This window comes from Erwinia phyllosphaerae, assembly GCF_019132875.1.
Taxonomy (GTDB): Bacteria; Pseudomonadota; Gammaproteobacteria; order Enterobacterales; family Enterobacteriaceae; genus Erwinia; species Erwinia phyllosphaerae.
In genome coordinates this window covers 22,260-40,395 of record NZ_JAHSPF010000007.1, presented here as the reverse complement: position 1 = coordinate 40,395, position 18,136 = coordinate 22,260, and the positions used below count along the sequence as shown (strand labels likewise).

The window sequence follows — 18,136 nt, the reverse complement described above, 5'->3', positions numbered from 1 at the left end:
GATGCCACACGTTCTGGTTGCCGGAAAAATTCATGAAGCCGGGCTGGCGGTACTGCAAAACGCGCCGGGCATCACCCTTCAGCTGGTCGACGAAGTCAGCGTCGAGAGCTACGCGCCGTTTATGGCGCAGGCCGATGCGCTGCTGATCCGTACCCAGCCGTTAACCGCAAAAGAGATTGCGACCGCACAACAATTGCAGATCGTTTCGCGACACGGCGTGGGCTATGACTCGGTCGATGTCGACACCTTAACCTCTCGCAATATTCCGCTGACCGTGGTCGGCGACGTCAATTCGCTGTCGGTAGCCGAGCATACGCTGTCGCTGCTGCTGGCAGTGGCGAAACGCATTTGCTACTTCGACCGCAGCATTCGCGAGGGCGAGTGGAATCGCCGTAACAGCTTCTCGGCAATGGAAATTGCCGGCAGAAAGCTGTTTATTCTCGGCTTTGGCCGTATCGGACGCGAAGTCGCGCGGCTGGCAAAAAGCTTCAATATGGAAGTCATCGCTTACGACCCTTATTTACCGGACGAGATGTTTTCCACACATCACGTGCAGCGCGTAGCGGAGATTGAGGATGGCCTGCGTGCGGCCGACGCGGTCACCGTGCATCTGCCTTTTAATGGTGAAAAACCGTTAATCGGCAAGGATGAGCTGGCCATGATGAAGCCCGGTGCTTTTCTGATTAATACCGCGCGCGGCGGCATCGTGGATGAAGAAGCGCTGGCGCAGGCGTTGCAGTCCGGTCATCTGGCTGGCGCTGGCCTGGACGTGCTGAAAGATGAACCGGCCAGAGCGGATTCACCCCTGCTGGCGCAGACCGATCGGCTTATTCTTAGCCCCCATACCGCCGGCCTGACCCAGGAAGCCGCCATGCGCATGTCGGTCTCGGCGGCCACCAATATCGTCAACTACTTCCAGGGCCAGCTGGATACCGGGCTGGTGGTTAATCAGCAGGTGCTGGCGGTAAACGATCTGATGAGTCCTACACCCTAATACGCAATAACAATAACTTACCTCTAAGCGGAGATTGTGATGATCAAAATAGCCATTCTCGGTGCCGGCCGCATCGGCCAGGTTCATGCGCTCAACGTTGCGCGACATAAAGACGCTACGCTGGCGGCGGTTGCCGACCCGATCCTTACCAATGCGCAGGCGTTAACGGCCAGCTGGGGCGGCATCGCCATGAGCGATCCGCTTGAAGCCATTAACCACCCGGATATTGATGCGGTGGTAATTGGCACGCCAACGCATACCCATATCGATTTGATGCTGGCGGCATCAAGAGCGGGTAAAGCCGTACTGTGTGAAAAACCGGTCGATCTGGATCTGGAGAAAGCCCGCGCGGCGGAAAAAGCGCTGGGCGACGCGGCGAAACGCGTCATGCTGGGCTTCAATCGCCGCTTCGATCCGGGCTTTAGCGAGATTCACCGACGCGTGCAGCAGGGCGATATTGGCGACCTTCACCAGGTCATTATCACCAGCCGCGATCCCGGCTTCGCTCCTATGGGCTACCTGCAAACGTCGGGCGGAATTTTTCGCGACATGGTCATCCATGACTTCGATCTGGCGCGCTGGCTGTTAGGCGAAGAGCCGGTGGAAATTTTTGCTACCGGTAGCCGCCTGCTGGAACCGGCGCTGGAAGCGCTCGGCGATTACGATACCGTCATGGTGCAGATGCGTACCGCCTCCGGTAAGCAGTGCCAGATTAACTGTAGCCGCCAGGCCGTTTACGGCTACGACCAGCGCATGGAGGTATTCGGCTCGGGCGGCATGCTGCTGAATGACAACCTGCGCGAAACCAGCGTTCGCCACTATCGCGGCGAAGAAACAGAGGCGCGCGGGCCGCTGCTGAACTTCTTTATGGAGCGCTATGCCGACGCTTACCGGCTGGAAATGGAAGCCTTTATCGACGCCATTAAAACCGGCAGCCCGCTGCCAACTACCGTACACGACGGCTGCCAGGCACTGAAGCTGGCCGATGCCGCACAGCGTTCAGCCGACAGCCACGCTGCCGTAACTATAGAGTGAGAGGAACTCCAATGCGTAAGATAGGAATTGGCTTAATTGGCACCGGCTTTATGGGAAAATCGCATGCGATGGCATGGCGGGCAGCGGCCTCCTTTTCCGGCGACGTCCAGCCGGTGCTGGTCAGCGTTGCGGATATCGACGGCGCGGCGGCGGAACGCGCAGCGGCGCAGTTTGGCTTTCAGCGCTGGACCAGCCAGTGGCAGGATTTAATTGAAGATCCGGAAATCGACGTGATCTCCATTACCTCCCCTAACCGCTTTCACGCCGAGCAATCGCTGGCGGCTATTGCGGCAGGCAAGCACGTGCACTGCGAAAAACCGCTCGCACCGAATAGCGAGACGGCGGAACGCATGGCGCGCGCGGCCGCCGAAGCGGGCGTCGTTACCCAGGTAGGCTTTAACTACGTTAAAAATCCGTTGCTGAAGCTGGCGAAACAGATGATCGCCAACGGCGAACTGGGTGAGATTACCGGTTTTCGCGGTATTCACGCGGAAGACTTTATGGCCAGCCCGGAGCTTCCCTGGTCATGGCGACTCGATCCCAGCGGCGGCGCGGGCGCGGTAGCCGATCTGGGCAGCCATATCCTGGGCATGGCGCGCTTTCTGCTGGGGCCGATTTCCGGAATGTTTGCCGACCTTGATACGGTAGTCAAAGCGCGGCCCGAAAAAGCCGGTTCCGCAACAATGAAAGCGGTTGAGGTAGACGATATCGCCCGCCTGACGGTGAAATTTGCCCGCGGCTGTAGTGGGCAGATAGAGGCCAACTGGGTGGCATCCGGCCATAAAATGCAGCTGGGCTTCGAAGTGACCGGCAGCAAAGGCGCGCTGATTTTTAATCAGGAACGCTTTAACGAACTGCAGTTCTTCCGCAATACGGACACGGAAAGCCGAAACGGCTTTACCACAATCGTTGCCGGGCCAGATCATGCGCCTTACGGACTTTTCTGTCCGGCACCGGGCCACCAGATTGGCTTTAACGACTTGAAAACCATTGAAATGCTCGAGTTTATTCAGTCCATCATGCAAGGCAAAGCGCAAGGGCCTGATTTTCAGGAAGCCTGGGAAATTCAGAAGCTGGTGGATGCGGCCCTGCGTTCATCGCGTGAACGCAGCTGGGTAACCCCTTAGCTTTTGTCAGTTTAAGGACAGGTAAGCAGCAAGGACGCTGCCCCGCCAGCCAGACAACGAGGCCAACATGACAAAGTTTTGTTTCGCCAGTGAAGACCAGGCATCCGTTACCGATTTTATCGCGCTCTGCGAGCAGCAGCTCGAGCCAGAGGCTTATCCGCTGGCAACGGCTATTCACGCTAACGTGCTGATCTATGACCGCGAAGTGCTGGACGATGCCGCCATGACCGACCAGCGCGCGGTGCTAAACGAGCTGCATAACGCGTTTTCGGACGGCCCCGGCGTGCTGGTGGTGCGCGGCCTCTATCCCCAGAGCGAGCTGGTCGATCGGGCTTCGCAAATATTCGAATCGATAATGCAGGAGGAGGCAAAGTCGAAGGTCCAGGCCGACCATTTTTCACGTGCCGGGAACAATGGCCGCATCTGGAACGCCCTGCAAAAACTGGCGGAAGCCAGTCCTGAAACGTTCAGTGAATACTATGCCAATCCCACCCTGGGGCTGATTTGTCAGGCGTGGCTGGGCCCGGCGTGGCGTATGGTCTCGCAGGTTAACCAGGTGCGTCCGGGCGGCGAAGCGCAGCGGGCGCATCGTGACTATCATCTTGGTTTTCAACAGAGTGAGTTTGCCGCCGGCTTTCCCGTTCCCGTGCAGGTTTTAACGCAGTACCTGACGCTTCAGGGTGCCGTGGCGCATAGCGATATGCCGCTGGCGTCCGGCCCGACTCGTTTGCTGCCCTGGTCGCACCAGTATGAGCTGGGCTATCTCGCCTGCCGCCGCACGGAGTTCGTCGACTACTTTAATAAGCACTTTGTACAGCTGCCGCTGCAAAAAGGAGACGGTCTGTTTTTCAATCCCGCGCTGTTTCATGCCGCAGGCAACAACACCACTCACGACCAGCTGCGTACCGCTAACCTGCTGCAAATTTCCTCCGCTTTCGGCGTGCCGATGGAGGAGGTTAACCATGAGAAGATACTCAAGCTGATCTATCCGGTCATAAAGTACGGCAACCTGACAGAGGCGGAACGCAACGCGCTGATTGCCGTAGCGGCGCGCGGCTACTCCTTCCCTACCAATCTGGATACCGACCCACCGGTAGACGGCCTGGTCCCTGAAACCCAGCAGCAGCTTGTGCACAAATCGCTAAGCCAGGGCCTGGGTTTTGCGGAATTTTGTCAACGGCTTGATGAGCATACCGCACGCCGCAGAGCCTGACAGATGCGCGGCATCGGCGTGACGCTACTCCCAGCGTGAGGCGGCCTGTTTATCACTGTCGCGGGATTCAACCCAGCGATCGCCTTCCGGCGTGGCTTCTCTTTTCCAGAAAGGCGCGCGGGTTTTCAGATAATCCATAATAAATTCGGCGGCGGCAAAAGCCGCGCCGCGATGCGCGCCGCTGACGCCTACCAGCACGATTTCATCGCCGGGAAACAGTTCGCCGATACGGTGGATCACCGTGACGCGCTGCATCGGCCAGCGCGTGCGCGCTTCCGCCACGATCTCCTCCAGCGCCTTTTCGGTCATTCCGGGATAATGCTCCAGCGTCAGCGCAGCCACGCTGTCACCCAGATTGTGATTACGCACCTTGCCGGTAAAGGTAACCACGGCCCCATCCTCATCGCAGGCCGCCAGCCAGCGATACTCTTCCGCCATATCAAACGGTGCCTGCCCTACTCTGATCCGCGTTGCCATTTTAACCTCCGGTAACCGGCGGGAAGAAAGCAACCTCATCACCGGCACATAATGGATGCTGCGGTGATACCAGCGTCTGGTTAACCGCCGCCAGCAGCTTGTCGGAGGAGAGCGCCAGCGACCAGCGATCGCCACGTCCGGCCAGCGCCGCCCGCAGCGCCTCCACGGTGGCGTACTCTTCGTTGACGCTAAGGCTGTCGGTACCGATTAGCTCGCGCACCTGGGCAAAAAACAGCACGTTAATCATGGCTGACCGCCTTGAAATCGCCGGACTTGCCGCCGCTTTTACTCAGCAGGCGACACTGTTCAATGCTGATATCTTTCTGCACCGCTTTGCACATATCGTAAATGGTCAGCGCGGCCACCGAAGCCGCCGTCAGCGCCTCCATTTCGACGCCGGTTTTGCCGGTCAGGCGGCAAAGCGATTCAATCCGCACCCGGCTGTTAGCCGTATCGGCAGACAAAGTAACCTCTACTTTGCTTAACAGCAGCGGATGACAAAGCGGGATCAGCTCCCAGGTGCGCTTGGCTGCCTGAATACCGGCGATGCGCGCCGTGGCAAAGACATCGCCTTTATGGTGACTGCCGTCGAGGACCATTTGCAGCGTATCGGGATGCATCACCACAAAGGCTTCTGCACGCGCTTCACGTACGGTGTCGTTTTTGGCGGAAACGTCCACCATGTGTGCCTCACCGGAGGCGTTGATATGGGTTAGTTGCGACATGGCTTAAGGCTTCTTCAGGTGCGAAACAAAATTACAGGGACGGGTACGGGCATCCAGCTGTTCACGGATAATTCTTTCCCACGCGCTTTCACAGGCGCGGGTTGAGCCGGGTACGGCGAAAATCACCGTCTGGTTGGCCATACCGGCAACGGCGCGCGACTGAATAGTAGAGCCGCCGATATCCTCGTAAGAGACCATGCGAAACAGCTCGCCAAACCCGTCGATTTCCCGGTCAAACAGCGGCAGCAGCGCCTCTGGCGTGCTGTTATTACTGTTAAAACCGGTGCCGCCGTTAACGATAACAACCTGCACGTCCGCGCTGGCGATCCAGCTGGAAACGATAGCGCGAATACGATAGCGGTTATCTTTAACCAGCGCGTGATCCAGCACCTGATGTCCCGCTTCGCTCAGCGCCTCGCGCAGATAGTCGCCTGAACTGTCCTCTGCTGCGTCCCGGCTGTCGGAAACGGTCAGCACCGCCACGTTCAGCGCCACAAATTCCGCCGTAGATTTTCCCATTGTTGACTCCATGCGTTAGCCGCCGATAAAAGAGAGATTCTGTGTAATGCCGGTATTGCCCTGATGCAGAAAATGCGTCTGCTTTTTGGTTTTCAGGCTGGCGGCAATACGTTCCTGCAGCTCATCCTGCTGGTCGTCGCTTTGCAGCAGATCGCGCAGCGACACGCCGCCATCGCCAAACAGGCAGAGATGCAGTTTGCCGACGGCCGACACGCGCAGGCGATTACAGCTGGCGCAGAAATTTTTCTCATATGGCATAATCAGGCCGATTTCACCCGCGTAGTCCGGATGGCAGAAGACCTGCGCCGGGCCGTCGCTGCGGCCGCGTAGCTGACGCACCCAGCCCTGTTGCAGCAGCTGGTCGCGAATAACCTCGCCGGAGATATGGTGCTTGCGGAACAGCTCACCGCCGTCGCCGGTTTCCATCAGCTCAATAAAGCGTAGCTGGATTGGCCGATTGCGGATCCAGTCGAGGAAAGTTTGCAGGCTGTGGTGGTTGACGTCGCGCATCAGCACGGTATTCACTTTTACCTTGCTGAAGCCCGCTTCAAAGGCCGCGTCGATGCCCGCCATCACCTGGTGGAATTTATCCTGGCCGGTGATAGCATGAAACTGGCGCGCATCCAAGCTGTCGATGCTGACGTTCAGCGCCGTCAGGCCCGCAGCACGCCATTGCGCCACGTCACGCGCCAGACGATAACCGTTGGTGGTCATGGCCAGCTGGCGAATCGCGCTGTTTTCACGCACGGCGGCAATAATGTCGGTAAAGTCGCGTCGCAGCGAAGGCTCACCGCCCGTCAGGCGCACCTTCTCCGTTCCCGCCGCCGCAAAGGCACGGGTAACGCGCCGGATTTCATCCAGCGACAGGAAGCTTTTGTTGTTGCCGCCCTGCGGCCGATAGCCGTCGGGCAAACAATAGTTACAGCGGAAATTACATACGTCGGTGATCGACAGGCGCAGATAATAAAAGCTGCGGTCGAAGCTATCAGTAAATTGTGACACCAGAACACCTTTCCAGATTTCGGGAGATGCAGGCATTTCTTTCTGCACCCTGGCAACTCGAGGTTGCGGCCGGGGCACCGTATCCGAAGACTTAGGCACCAGGGCTAAGTGTGACTTACCAGTATGGTAAATCTTGGTCGTAAAATTCTACTGCTAACGAAGCGCGGTTGCCAGCAGGGAATTTCGCTATGTATTTTGATATATAACGTTTTTTTGCCGCATAACGCGCTACGCTGGCGTAAAATAAGACAAAATTGCCGGGCAGCCTTGCCGCCAGGCTTACATATTGAAGGAATTTTATGCGTAACCGCACTCTGGCCGACCTTGATCGCGTTGTTGCTCTTGGCGGCGGTCACGGACTGGGCCGCGTTTTATCAGCGCTCTCCTCGCTTGGCTCCCGCCTGACCGGCATTGTCACCACCACCGACAACGGCGGCTCAACCGGCCGGATACGCCGTGCGGAAGGCGGCATTGCCTGGGGCGATATGCGCAACTGTCTGAACCAGCTGATAACCGAGCCCAGCATCGCTTCGGCCATGTTTGAATACCGTTTTGGCGGTCAGGGCGAGCTGGCCGGACACAACCTGGGCAACCTGATGCTAAAGGCGCTGGATCACCTGAGCGTCCGGCCGATCGAAGCGATCAACCTGATCCGCAATCTGCTCAAGGTGGATGCGTTTTTGATCCCGATGTCCGAGCAGCCGGTGGATCTGATGGCGCTGGATGCCGACGGTAACGAAGTCTACGGCGAAACGGCCATCGACAAGCTGCAACAGTCGCCGCGCGAGCTGATGCTTTCCGACACGGTCAGCGCCACCAGAGAAGCAATTGAGGCCATTCACGAAGCCGATCTGATTTTAATCGGGCCCGGCAGTTTTTATACCAGCCTGATGCCGGTGCTGCTGCTGCCCGATATGGCGCAGGCGCTGCGCCGCACGCCGGCACCGATGGTGTTTATCGGTAACCTGGGCAAAGAGCTAAGCCCGGCGGCGGCACAGCTTACCCTGGCGGACAAGCTGGCGATCATGGAAAAGTATATTGGCCGAAAGGTGATTGATGCCGTGGTGGTTGGCCCACAGGTCGATACGTCGGGCGTTAGCGACCGGCTGATTGTGCAGGAGCCGCTGGAGGCGGTGGATATCAAATATCGCCACGACCGCCAGCTGCTGCACAGCGCGCTGGAGCACGCCATTCAGCGGCTGGGTTAACGCGCCGCTGGCCAGCAGCCACTCTTAAGAAGCGGCGATAAACAGCTCGCGTATCTCGTGCAGCTGGTCGCGCACGTTGGCCGCCTCTTCGAACTCCAGGTTCTGCGCGTGCTCCTGCATTTTCGCCTCCAGCTCGCGGATGCGTTTTTGCAGGCCTTTTGGCGACAGGTCGACCACCGCCGCATCCTCTTCCACAATCGGACCGGCTGGCTTGCGCCCTCTGCTTTTGTTCTTGCTGAGGCCCTGGCCCAGCTCCAGAATATCGGCGATTTTCTTGTTCAGCGCCTGTGGCACAATGCCTTTTTCCTGGTTGTAGATCTCCTGCTTCTCGCGGCGGCGCTCGGTTTCGCCAATCGCCCTTTCCATTGACGGGGTGATCTTATCGCCATACAGGATCGCCTTGCCGTTAACGTTACGCGCGGCGCGGCCAATGGTCTGGATCAGCGAGCGCTCGGAACGCAGGAAGCCTTCTTTATCGGCATCCAGAATAGCGACCAGCGACACCTCTGGCATATCCAGCCCTTCTCGCAGCAGGTTGATGCCGACCAGCACGTCAAACTTGCCCAGACGCAAATCGCGAATGATTTCGACGCGTTCGACCGTGTCGATATCCGAGTGCAGATAGCGTACCCGCTCGCCGTGCTCGGTCAGGTATTCGGTTAAGTCTTCGGCCATGCGCTTGGTCAGTACCGTGACCAGCACGCGCTCGTCAATCGCCACCCGCTTGCGAATTTCCGACAGCAGATCGTCTACCTGCGTGGCGACCGGCCGCACTTCGATAAGCGGGTCCAGCAGCCCGGTTGGCCTGACCACCTGATCCACCACTTCGCCACCCGACTTCTCCAGCTCGTAGTTGCCCGGCGTCGCCGAAACATAGATAGTCTGCGGGGCCAGCGCCTCGAACTCTTCAAACTTCATCGGACGGTTATCCAGCGCCGACGGCAGGCGGAAGCCATATTCCACCAGCGTCTCTTTACGCGCGCGGTCGCCGCGATACATGCCGCCAATCTGCGGGATGGTAACGTGGGATTCATCAATCACCAGCAGGCCGTCGGCTGGCAGATAGTCGAACAGCGTGGGCGGCGCTTCGCCCGGCCCGCGCCCCGACAGGTAGCGTGAATAGTTTTCGATGCCCGAGCAGTAGCCCAGCTCGTTCATCATCTCCAGGTCAAACTGCGTGCGCTGGGAGATGCGCTGCTCTTCCAGCAGCTTATTGTTGGCCAGCAGCGTTTTACGGCGATCGGCCAGCTCTACCTTAATATCTTCCATCGCCTGCAGGATGCGCTCACGCGGCGTCACGTAGTGCGTTTTAGGATAGATGGTGTAGCGCGGAATGACCGAGCTAATCTGGCCGGTCAGCGGATCGAAAATAGAGAGGCGCTCGACCTCTTCGTCAAACAGCTCAACGCGCAGCGCGTAGTCGTCCGACTCCGCCGGAAAGATATCGATAACTTCGCCACGCACGCGGAAGGTGCCGCGCTGAAACGCCTGATCGTTACGGCTGTACTGTAGCTCGGCCAGTCGGCGCAGAATGGCGCGCTGGTCGATAACCATACCGCGCGTCAGATGCAGCATCATTTTCAGGTACGAGTCGGGATCGCCCAGACCATAAATGGCCGACACCGACGCCACCACGATGACGTCGCGGCGCTCCAGCAGCGCTTTGGTCGCGGAAAGACGCATCTGCTCGATATGTTCGTTAACCGAGGCGTCCTTCTCGATAAAGGTGTCCGAGCTGGGCACGTAGGCTTCCGGCTGATAATAGTCGTAGTAGGAGACGAAGTACTCGACGGCGTTTTCAGGAAAGAATTCCTTCATCTCTCCGTAAAGTTGCGCTGCTAAGGTCTTGTTGGGTGCCAGCACCATCGTCGGACGGTTCAGATCGGCTATCACGTTCGCCACGGTAAAGGTTTTGCCCGACCCCGTTACGCCGAGCAGCGTCTGGTGCGCCAGTCCATCCTGCAGCCCTTCTTCAAGGCGGCGAATGGCTTCAGGCTGATCGCCGGAAGGTTTAAAGGCGGAATTAAGTTTAAAAACTTTGCTCATTGAATGGCTACCTGGTAGTGAAAAGCGCGGACAAGGTTGTAATTTTACTCCGCTATGGCGATTTTGCCAGCGAAAAATACTGGATATAAGCACAGTTATTCTGCATGCTGGCTACGTTAAGTAAAATCTTGCGGATGCAGAGCAGCGGCAAATGCTTAAGCGGCAGGAAAGCGGCAAGGTTATCCCCAGCCAGGATGAAAGTTTAACATTTGTCAATACGCGCGGTTGAAATGACGACGGCGAAACTGCCTGGCCCTTTCTGCCGCTTGATTTTCATTAACTTATTGAAAAATATTACGCTGTTAATGGCGCTGAGTTTAGCAACAACTCAAGCCCAGGCCGCGTCCGCTCTCGCTTTACAAAGGTTTTCAGTCAGTCATACACATGGTTATCCACAGGAATGGTGGATAAGTGAATTCAGCGCCCTGCCCGTCTGCTGTGTATAAATTCCCTGTTCATGCGCGCGCGTACGCAAAATAATTTTTTTCTTTATTATTTTTATTCATTGTCCCCCGTTAGCCGGGCTGGCACGCATAGTTTCCTGAACGAAACCAGCCTTATTTACGCTTTTTCTTTTTGCTTTGTAGCGCCCGGTATTGCCTTTTATACAGGCGTCTGCACCATTATCGCTAAGCAACCGGCACTGACAAAGTGCAGCAACCTGTTCCCCGGGGCAATTGTTAACTTTTTCTGACCAATTGCGGCGGTAAACTGCGCTTCTCTACGAAATATCCGATTCTATTAAATTATGGCCTGCTAATTGCAACACTCTGTGACCGCCTCACGCTTTCACTACGTCAGCGTGTGAAGCGCAAACTGCGGACGTTGCCAAAACGTGACTGTTCGCCATCCATTGCCAAACGGAGGCGCGATCGAAAACCGTCCGAAGGAGAGTGTCAGATGCTGAGCTTACATGCGATTAACCAGTTTTATGGACAGAATCATATTTTGTGGGATGTCGATCTGGAGCTGCCGCCGGGCACCTGCACCGGCGTACTGGGTCGGCCAGGCATGGGTAAGACCACGCTGGTGAACTGTATTATGGGCCATCTGCCAATCAATAGCGGCTCCATTACCTGGCAGGAAGGGAACAGGCCGCCGCAGAATTTGCTGGCGCAGCCGGTCGAAAAACGCGCCGCGCTGGGCATTGGCTATGTGCCGCAGGGCCGTCATCTTTTTTCTCAGCTTAGCGTTGAGGAGAATTTGCAGATAGCGCTGCTGGCGGGCGTGGGGCAGCAGGGCCATCCGGCTATTCCGCCGATGGTTTACGATCTGTTTCCGGCGTTGTATTCGCTGCGTCACCGCCGCAGCGGCGAGCTGGCGCTGGACCAGCAGCAGCAGCTGGCGTTGGCCAGAGCGCTGGTGCTGCAGCCGAAGCTGCTGATCCTGGATGAGCCAACGGAAGGGATGTCGCCCTGGCTGGAGGAGGAGATGGGCAATCTGATCCACCGGCTGAATCACGATTTCGGGCTGACTATCCTGCTGCTGGAGCAGCGAATTTCGTTTATCCGTAAAGTGGCCGACTATTTCCTGCTGCTGCACCGCGGGCGCAACGTGGCGCATGGCAAAGTTGCGCAGCTGGATGAAAGCATGGTGAACACCTGGCTAACGGCCTGAACGGCCGTTAACTTACTCCGGTAGGCGAACATAGCGGCCCAGCTGGTCGAAGTCGGCGCTGTTCGTCAGGTAAGGGATTTCACCCAGCAGCGGCGCAGGTAAGCGCTGCCGTAGCGTCGCCATATATTCGGCGTGGCGCTTGCCCGCTGGCTGTACCACGTTAGCTATCCAGCCTGCCAGCCGCAGCCCGCTGGCCTGGACGGCCTGCGCCGTCAGCATGGCGTGATTGATGCAGCCCAGCTTGACGCCAACCACCAGCACCACCGGCAGCTGTTCCTGTATTACCCAGTCGGCAAAGGTGTGTTCTTCGCTTAGTGGCGTAAACCAGCCGCCCGCGCCTTCCGTCAGTACCCAGTCGGCCTGCTGTTGCAGCGCCGCCAGACCGGCGGAAAGACGAGAAAGCTCTATCGGCCTGCCCTCTTCCGCGCTCACAATATGCGGCGAGGTCGGCTCCAGAAAGGCCAGCGGATTGATACTCTCGTAAGGCAGTTCCAGCACGCTGTTTTGCTGTAAAGCCAGCGCGTCACTGTTGCGGATACCGTCCGCCGTTACTTCACAGCCGGAAGCGACAGGCTTATAGCCTACGCTACGCAGCCCGGCAGCTTTTGCCGCCTGTAGCAGCGCGGTGCTGGCAACCGTTTTTCCTACTTCCGTATCCGTACCGGTAATAAACCAACTACTCACCATCGATAACTCCATACAGCAGATGATAGCTGAGCAGAAAACCGCGCTCGTCGCGCGGCCAGCTCTGCGCCAGCTGATGTAAATGTCCCCGGCTTAGCAGCCCGCCACGTCGCCCGTGGTGTAAATGCGTTGCGCCAATGCCTTTTAGCGATCGCAAGGCGCTCAACACGTCAGGAAATGCCAGCGTCAGCGTGTGCTGCTCCAGCCGCAGATCGAGTTCGGCTGCTGCTGCGCTTGTTTCCGCCACGCTCAAAAAACGATTGACGGGCGCGGGTAGATCCAGCGTTTGCCAGGCCAGATTCAGCTCGCCAAGCGACCCCGCCGCCAGCGTTGAAAACAGTACCTGTCCACCGGGACGCGTAACGCGCCGCATTTCGTGCAGCGCCAGGCGTAAATCGCTGCACCACTGGACGGCAAGGTTGCTCCAGCAGACGTCAAAGCCGGCATCGGCAAAGGGCAGCGCTTCGATATCGCCTTGCTGATAGCTATCGGCGGTGTCGTGTAGCCTGGCCTGCTCCAGCATCTCCACCGATAAATCCAGCGCCGTCACATGATGGCCCGCGCTGCGCCAGCGCTGGCTAAACCAGCCTGGCCCACAGCCCGCGTCAAGCACCCGGCAGTGCTGTGGTCTGCGGGCAAACGAGAAGAGCTTCTCCCCGCTCAGCCGCTGTAGCTCAGCATGCTGGTTGTAGCTTTGCGCCGCTTTGCCAAAGGCCTGAGCGACCGCCGCCTTATTGACCGTTTGCGTCATGCAGCGCCTCCAGTAAGCGGTAAATATCTTCTTCGCCGTGCGCCGCGCTTAGCGTGATGCGCAGGCGCGCGGTGCCTTTCGGCACGGTTGGCGGGCGAATAGCCGTCACCCAGCAGCCTCGCTCACGCAGCCTGCCCGCCAGCCGCAGCGCCTGTGCTTCCTCGCCCACCAGTAAAGGCTGGATGGCGGTAGCGGAAGGCAGCAAGGTGAGCGACTTATCAACGCCAGCACGGAACAGCGCGATATTGCGTTGCAGTTGCTCACGCAGCTCATCGCCCTGTTGTACCGCCTCCAGCGCCGCCTGTAGGGCAAAAGCCTGCGCGGGTGGCATCGCCGTGCTGTAAATCAGATGACGAGCAAACTGCAACAAGTAATCTGCCGTTTCTTCGCTACAGAGTACCGCCGCGCCGCTTAGCCCAAATGCTTTACCAAAAGTCACCACCAGCAGCTCTGGCCGGACTTTTTGCTGCCAGCAGCTGCCGCGCCCCTGTTCGCCGATCACGCCAACGCCGTGCGCATCATCCACCATTAGCCAGCTCTGGTGCGCAGCGGCCAGCTGATGCAGATCCGCCAGCGGCGCGCTGTCGCCGTCCATGCTAAAGACACCTTCGGTAACGACCAGCGTTTCGCCTTCGGGCGAACTCTCGAACAATTTTGCCAGCGCCTGCGGCTGATTGTGGGCGAAGCGCCGCAGCGTGGCCGGACTCAGCGAGGCCGCCTCCAGCAGCGAAGCGTGCGACAGCCGATCGGCCAGGATGCGGTCATTTTTTTGCATCATCGCCGCGATAACCGCCTGGTTCGCCGCAAAACCAGAGATAAACAGCAGCGCGCGCGGATAGCCCAGCCAGCTGGCCAGCTGCTGCTCAAATTCCTGATGAGGCAAGCCGTAACCGGTGACATGGCCCGATCCGCCCGCCCCCACGCCGTAGCGTTCAGCGCCCTGCTGCCAGGCTTTGATAATCGCCGGATCCTGACTCAGCCCCAGATAGTCGTTGGCGGAGAAATTCAGGTAGCGATGACCATCAACGCAAAGCGTTCGGGCATCATTCTGCTGATGAACGCGGCGCTGGCGAAACTGCTGGCTGGCCCGCCGCTCGTCGAGCGCCAGGCCGATACGTTGCTGCCAGCTCATTACAGGGCCGCGTTATAGAACTGCTCGGTGTCGGCGGTCAGTAGCTGACCGGCTAACGCCTGCTGCTGCTCGTTATCACCGGCTGCGGTAGTGGTATGTTCCGGATTCAGGCCCAGCTTGCGGAACAGGATTAAATCTTTGTCCTCTTCCGGGTTTGGCGTGGTCAGCAGCTTGCAGCCGTAGAAAATCGAGTTCGCGCCAGCCATAAAGCACATCGCCTGCGTTTGCTCGCTCATCTGCTCGCGACCGGCAGAGAGGCGTACGTGCGAGGTCGGCATCATGATACGCGCCACGGCGATAGTGCGGATAAAATCGAAAGGATCGACATCGTCGTTGTCCGCCAGCGGCGTGCCTTTGACCTTCACCAGCATGTTGATCGGTACGCTTTCCGGCGGCACCGGCAGGTTTGCCAGCTGTACCAGCAGACCGGCGCGATCGTTCACGGTTTCGCCCAGCCCGACAATACCGCCGGAGCAAACTTTGATCCCGGCATCGCGCACTTTGCCCAGGGTATCAAGGCGTTCCTGATAGCTGCGCGTGGTGATGATGCTGCCGTAAAACTCTGGCGAGGTGTCCAGATTGTGGTTGTAGTAATCCAGTCCGGCATGCGCCAGGCGGCTCGCCTGCTCGTCGCTGAGCGTGCCGAGCGTCATGCAGGTTTCCAGCCCCATCGCCTTCACGCCTTTGACCATCTGCTCCAGATAAGGCATATCGCGCTCGTGGGGGTTTTTCCACGCCGCGCCCATGCAGAAGCGGTCTGACCCTGCGGCTTTGGCTTTACGCGCTGACACCAGCACCTCTTCCACCTCCATCAGGCGCTCGGATTCCAGCCCGGTTTTATAACGCGCGCTCTGCGGACAATATTTGCAGTCCTCCGGACAGGCGCCGGTTTTGATCGACAGCAGCGTGCTGACCTGCACCTGACGCGGATCGAAATGTTGACGGTGGATCTGCTGCGCTTCAAACATCAGCTCCAGAAAAGGCTTGTCGAAAAGGGCCTGCGCCTGTGCGATTGTCCAGCGATTTGCCATTGCTTGCTCCAGAAAGGGGGTAAATAAGGTCTCAGGCGGCTAAAAAACGTAAAGCGCCACAAACGAGGGCGCTTTATCAACCGCCTTTTTTACGGTTATACTTGTAAACTAATTTTTTTAATTTTGGTTTACAAGTATTTTATGACGCCCAACGATCTCGCCTTCGACCGTGACCATATCTGGCATCCCTACACTTCCATGAGCAAACCGCTGCCGGTCTATCCGGTGGTGGCCGCGTTCGAGACCACGCTAAAACTGGATGATGGCCGGGAACTGACGGACGGCATGTCATCATGGTGGGCGGCGATCCACGGCTACAACCATCCGCGCCTGAACCAGGCGATGCACGCGCAGATTGCGCAGATGTCGCACGTGATGTTTGGCGGCATTACGCATCCGTCGGCCGTGGCGCTTTGTCGCCGTCTGGTAGAGATGACGCCGCAGGGCCTGGAGTGCGTTTTCCTGGCGGATTCTGGCTCGGTGGCCGTTGAAGTGTCGATGAAAATGGCACTGCAATACTGGCAGGCGCGCGGCGAAAAGCGTCAGCGCTTTCTGACGCTGCGTAACGGTTATCACGGTGACACTTTTGCCGCCATGTCAGTGTGCGATCCGCAAAACTCTATGCATTCGCTTTATCAGGGCTATTTGCCGAATCATCTGTTTGCCGCCGCGCCCGCCTGCGGTTTTGACGATGAGTGGCAGGAAAACGATATCGCTGATTTTGCGTGGTTGCTTACGCAGCATGCGCATGAGCTGGCGGCGGTCATTCTGGAACCCATTGTCCAGGGCGCGGGCGGGATGCGTTTTTACCATCCGCGCTATCTGCAAGCGGTGCGAGAGCTGTGCGATAGTCACAATGTGCTGCTGATCGCGGATGAGATCGCGACAGGTTTTGGCCGCACCGGCAAGCTTTTCGCCTGCGACCATGCCGGCATCGCGCCGGATATCTTATGCGTTGGTAAGGCGCTGACCGGCGGCACAATGACGCTTTCCGCCACGCTGACCACGCGCGAAGTGGCCAACACCATCAGCAACGGCGAGGCGGGCTGCTTTATGCATGGCCCAACGTTTATGGGCAATCCGCTGGCCTGCGCCGTCGCCAGCGAAAGCCTGGCCATGCTGCAGGAAAATCAGTGGCAGCAGCAGGTCAGCGCGATTGAAACACAGCTGCGCGCCGGGCTGTTACCGCTAAAAGCGCAGCCTGAAGTTGCCGATGCCCGCGTGCTGGGTGCCATTGGCGTGATTGAAACCCGTCGTCCGGTCAATATGGCCGCACTTCAGCGCTTTTTCGTCGAGCGCGGCGTCTGGATCCGGCCTTTCGGCAAACTTATTTATCTGATGCCGCCCTATATTATTCAGCCGCAGGCGCTTAAAAAGCTGACGGATGCGATAGCCGAAGCGGTGCAGCAGCCCGGCCTTTTTCTGGATTGAGCCTTGAGCGGCATGGCACAGTCGACCAGGCGAGAGAGACGCGCATGCACTACGCTTCTTACAAGTTGTACCTCGTTAAGGAGAAAGAACCATGCCGCAAGACAAACAGACAAACCGCCGTATCGTACTGGCTTCACGCCCACACGGTGCGCCAACCGAAGCTAACTTCCGTCTGGAGTCGCAGCACGTACCCGAGCCAGGGAAAGGCCAAATTTTGCTGCGGACCGTCTGGCTATCGCTGGACCCCTATATGCGCGGTCGTATGAGCGACGCGCCCTCCTATGTCCCGCCCGTCGCCGTGAATGATGTGATGGGCGCGGGCACCGTTGCCGTTGTTGAAAAGTCTAACCATGAAGATTATCAGCCGGGCGACTGGGTAGTCAGCCAGAGCGGCTGGCAGGATTTTGCCCTGTCCGACGGAAAAGACCTCTTTAAACTCAGCGGCCCGGTACTGAAGCATCCGTCATGGGCGCTGGGCATGCTGGGGATGACCGGCTTTACTGCCTATATGGGCCTGCTGGATATCGGTAATCCTCAGCCTGGCGAAACCGTGGTGGTCGGGGCGGCTACCGGCGCGGTGGGATCGATGGTCGGTCAGATCGCTAAGCTGAAAGGCTGCTACGTGGTTGGCATCGCCGGTGGCGAAGAGAAATGCCGCTATGCCGAAGAGGTGCTGGGCTTTGACCGCTGCCTGGACCACCGCTCTGGCGATCTGGCGGAATCACTGAAGCGCTACTGTCGCGATGGTATCGACGTCTATTTTGAAAGCGTTGGCGGCCCGGTGTTTGAGGCCGTCCTGCCGTTGATGAACACTAAGGGACGTATTCCGGTCTGTGGATTAATCGCCGATTACAACAGCACCGATACGCCCAGCGGCCCCGACCGCCTGCCGCAGTTCCAGGGTGCGATCCTGCGCAAACGCCTGCGCGTCGAAGGTTTTATCATTACTCAGGACTACGGCCACCGCTTCGAAGAGTTTTTCCAGCAGATGAGCCAGTGGGTAGCCGAAGACCGCTTTGTATTCCGCGAAGATGTGATAGACGGCCTGGATAACGCGCCGGAAACCTTTATCGGCATGCTGGAAGGCAAAAACTTCGGCAAGGTGCTGATTCGCGTAGCCGGTGACAAACCATCAGGAGTGTAA

At 58.2% G+C, this 18,136-nt stretch carries 18 protein-coding genes and 1 riboswitch; of the genes, 8 read left to right on the top strand and 10 right to left on the bottom strand.

The features are described 5' to 3' along the window. Position 1: 1 nt before the first annotated feature. From KUE00_RS13445 to KUE00_RS13430, 4 genes are all read left to right on the top strand, one after another. A complete protein-coding gene (locus KUE00_RS13445; protein ID WP_246760403.1) occupies positions 2-994 on the top strand; it encodes a hydroxyacid dehydrogenase in 993 nt (330 codons plus the stop codon). A 39-nt stretch (positions 995-1,033) separates the two neighbouring features. Continuing rightward, on the top strand, positions 1,034-2,029 hold the full coding sequence (gene iolG, locus KUE00_RS13440; protein WP_246760402.1) for an inositol 2-dehydrogenase: 996 nt from the start codon (positions 1,034-1,036) through the stop codon (positions 2,027-2,029). An 11-nt stretch (positions 2,030-2,040) separates the two neighbouring features. Beyond that, positions 2,041-3,156 carry a Gfo/Idh/MocA family protein gene (locus KUE00_RS13435; protein WP_246760401.1) on the top strand — a complete coding sequence of 372 codons (1,116 nt, stop codon included), beginning with the start codon at positions 2,041-2,043 and terminating at the stop codon, positions 3,154-3,156. Between the two features lie 67 nt (positions 3,157-3,223). Continuing rightward, positions 3,224-4,369, top strand: coding sequence for a phytanoyl-CoA dioxygenase family protein (locus tag KUE00_RS13430; RefSeq protein ID WP_246760400.1), 1,146 nt, complete (start codon positions 3,224-3,226; stop codon positions 4,367-4,369). Between the two features lie 24 nt (positions 4,370-4,393). Here the strand turns inward: KUE00_RS13430 and moaE are convergent, their stop codons facing one another. The 5 genes from moaE to moaA all read right to left on the bottom strand — a co-directional run bounded on the left by moaE (position 4,394) and on the right by moaA (position 7,095). After that, a complete protein-coding gene (moaE, locus tag KUE00_RS13425) occupies positions 4,394-4,846 on the bottom strand; it encodes a molybdopterin synthase catalytic subunit MoaE (protein ID WP_246760399.1) in 453 nt (150 codons plus the stop codon). Between the two features lies 1 nt (position 4,847). Next, positions 4,848-5,093: a molybdopterin synthase sulfur carrier subunit gene (moaD, locus tag KUE00_RS13420; RefSeq protein WP_246760398.1), complete on the bottom strand. Its 246-nt coding sequence runs from the start codon at positions 5,091-5,093 to the stop codon at positions 4,848-4,850. Further along, entirely contained in the window at positions 5,086-5,571 is a 486-nt protein-coding gene (gene moaC / locus KUE00_RS13415; protein WP_246760397.1) for a cyclic pyranopterin monophosphate synthase MoaC, read from the bottom strand. The genes moaD and moaC overlap by 8 nt, the downstream gene beginning before the upstream one ends. Positions 5,572-5,574: 3 nt before the next feature. Continuing rightward, on the bottom strand, positions 5,575-6,090 hold the full coding sequence (gene moaB, locus KUE00_RS13410; protein WP_246760396.1) for a molybdenum cofactor biosynthesis protein B: 516 nt from the start codon (positions 6,088-6,090) through the stop codon (positions 5,575-5,577). Positions 6,091-6,105: 15 nt separating this feature from the next. Continuing rightward, positions 6,106-7,095: a GTP 3',8-cyclase MoaA gene (gene moaA / locus KUE00_RS13405; protein WP_246760593.1), complete on the bottom strand. Its 990-nt coding sequence runs from the start codon at positions 7,093-7,095 to the stop codon at positions 6,106-6,108. Continuing rightward, a riboswitch (molybdenum cofactor riboswitch) is annotated at positions 7,082-7,215 on the bottom strand. (Overlaps the previous gene by 14 nt.) A 176-nt stretch (positions 7,216-7,391) precedes the next feature. Between moaA and KUE00_RS13400 the strand changes: the two genes are divergently transcribed. Then, entirely contained in the window at positions 7,392-8,300 is a 909-nt protein-coding gene (locus tag KUE00_RS13400; RefSeq protein WP_246760395.1) for a gluconeogenesis factor YvcK family protein, read from the top strand. A gap of 24 nt (positions 8,301-8,324) precedes the next feature. Here the strand turns inward: KUE00_RS13400 and uvrB are convergent, their stop codons facing one another. Then, positions 8,325-10,346: an excinuclease ABC subunit UvrB gene (uvrB, locus tag KUE00_RS13395; protein ID WP_246760394.1), complete on the bottom strand. Its 2,022-nt coding sequence runs from the start codon at positions 10,344-10,346 to the stop codon at positions 8,325-8,327. A 900-nt stretch (positions 10,347-11,246) separates the two neighbouring features. Between uvrB and KUE00_RS13390 the strand changes: the two genes are divergently transcribed. Then, on the top strand, positions 11,247-11,963 hold the full coding sequence (locus KUE00_RS13390; RefSeq protein ID WP_246760393.1) for an ABC transporter ATP-binding protein: 717 nt from the start codon (positions 11,247-11,249) through the stop codon (positions 11,961-11,963). Positions 11,964-11,975: 12 nt separating this feature from the next. Here KUE00_RS13390 and bioD read toward each other — a convergent pair whose 3' ends face one another. Genes bioD through bioB form a run of 4 tightly spaced genes read right to left on the bottom strand, consistent with a single transcriptional unit; the run spans position 11,976 to position 15,561 of the window. Beyond that, a complete protein-coding gene (gene bioD / locus KUE00_RS13385) occupies positions 11,976-12,650 on the bottom strand; it encodes a dethiobiotin synthase (protein WP_246760392.1) in 675 nt (224 codons plus the stop codon). Then, entirely contained in the window at positions 12,640-13,398 is a 759-nt protein-coding gene (gene bioC / locus KUE00_RS13380) for a malonyl-ACP O-methyltransferase BioC (RefSeq protein WP_246760391.1), read from the bottom strand. Before bioC ends, bioD begins: the two co-directional genes overlap by 11 nt. Further along, positions 13,379-14,530 (bottom strand): 8-amino-7-oxononanoate synthase, encoded by a 1,152-nt coding sequence (bioF, locus tag KUE00_RS13375; RefSeq protein ID WP_246760390.1) that lies wholly within the window; start codon positions 14,528-14,530, stop codon positions 13,379-13,381. Before bioF ends, bioC begins: the two co-directional genes overlap by 20 nt. Then, positions 14,530-15,561 (bottom strand): biotin synthase BioB, encoded by a 1,032-nt coding sequence (gene bioB, locus KUE00_RS13370; RefSeq protein WP_246760389.1) that lies wholly within the window; start codon positions 15,559-15,561, stop codon positions 14,530-14,532. Before bioB ends, bioF begins: the two co-directional genes overlap by 1 nt. A 141-nt stretch (positions 15,562-15,702) precedes the next feature. Here bioB and bioA point away from each other — a divergent pair, with 141 nt between their 5' ends. Further along, positions 15,703-16,992: an adenosylmethionine--8-amino-7-oxononanoate transaminase gene (gene bioA, locus KUE00_RS13365; protein WP_246760388.1), complete on the top strand. Its 1,290-nt coding sequence runs from the start codon at positions 15,703-15,705 to the stop codon at positions 16,990-16,992. Between the two features lie 91 nt (positions 16,993-17,083). Beyond that, complete coding sequence (locus KUE00_RS13360; RefSeq protein ID WP_246760387.1) at positions 17,084-18,136, top strand: NADP-dependent oxidoreductase; 1,053 nt, start codon at positions 17,084-17,086, stop codon at positions 18,134-18,136.

What these genes read in the sequence shown, in the direction of transcription:
- KUE00_RS13435 (WP_246760401.1), top strand. Translation starts at nt 2,041, where the DNA reads ATGCGTAAGATAGGAATTGGCTTAATTGGCACCGGCTTTATGGGAAAA.
- iolG (WP_246760402.1), top strand. Translation starts at nt 1,034, where the DNA reads ATGATCAAAATAGCCATTCTCGGTGCCGGCCGCATCGGCCAGGTTCAT.
- KUE00_RS13445 (WP_246760403.1), top strand. Translation starts at nt 2, where the DNA reads ATGCCACACGTTCTGGTTGCCGGAAAAATTCATGAAGCCGGGCTGGCG.
- moaD (WP_246760398.1), bottom strand. Translation starts at nt 5,093, where the DNA reads ATGATTAACGTGCTGTTTTTTGCCCAGGTGCGCGAGCTAATCGGTACC.
- moaE (WP_246760399.1), bottom strand. Translation starts at nt 4,846, where the DNA reads ATGGCAACGCGGATCAGAGTAGGGCAGGCACCGTTTGATATGGCGGAA.
- moaB (WP_246760396.1), bottom strand. Translation starts at nt 6,090, where the DNA reads ATGGGAAAATCTACGGCGGAATTTGTGGCGCTGAACGTGGCGGTGCTG.
- uvrB (WP_246760394.1), bottom strand. Translation starts at nt 10,346, where the DNA reads ATGAGCAAAGTTTTTAAACTTAATTCCGCCTTTAAACCTTCCGGCGAT.
- bioC (WP_246760391.1), bottom strand. Translation starts at nt 13,398, where the DNA reads ATGACGCAAACGGTCAATAAGGCGGCGGTCGCTCAGGCCTTTGGCAAA.
- KUE00_RS13400 (WP_246760395.1), top strand. Translation starts at nt 7,392, where the DNA reads ATGCGTAACCGCACTCTGGCCGACCTTGATCGCGTTGTTGCTCTTGGC.
- KUE00_RS13390 (WP_246760393.1), top strand. Translation starts at nt 11,247, where the DNA reads ATGCTGAGCTTACATGCGATTAACCAGTTTTATGGACAGAATCATATT.
- moaC (WP_246760397.1), bottom strand. Translation starts at nt 5,571, where the DNA reads ATGTCGCAACTAACCCATATCAACGCCTCCGGTGAGGCACACATGGTG.
- bioD (WP_246760392.1), bottom strand. Translation starts at nt 12,650, where the DNA reads ATGGTGAGTAGTTGGTTTATTACCGGTACGGATACGGAAGTAGGAAAA.
- bioF (WP_246760390.1), bottom strand. Translation starts at nt 14,530, where the DNA reads ATGAGCTGGCAGCAACGTATCGGCCTGGCGCTCGACGAGCGGCGGGCC.
- bioB (WP_246760389.1), bottom strand. Translation starts at nt 15,561, where the DNA reads ATGGCAAATCGCTGGACAATCGCACAGGCGCAGGCCCTTTTCGACAAG.
- bioA (WP_246760388.1), top strand. Translation starts at nt 15,703, where the DNA reads ATGACGCCCAACGATCTCGCCTTCGACCGTGACCATATCTGGCATCCC.
- KUE00_RS13360 (WP_246760387.1), top strand. Translation starts at nt 17,084, where the DNA reads ATGCCGCAAGACAAACAGACAAACCGCCGTATCGTACTGGCTTCACGC.
- KUE00_RS13430 (WP_246760400.1), top strand. Translation starts at nt 3,224, where the DNA reads ATGACAAAGTTTTGTTTCGCCAGTGAAGACCAGGCATCCGTTACCGAT.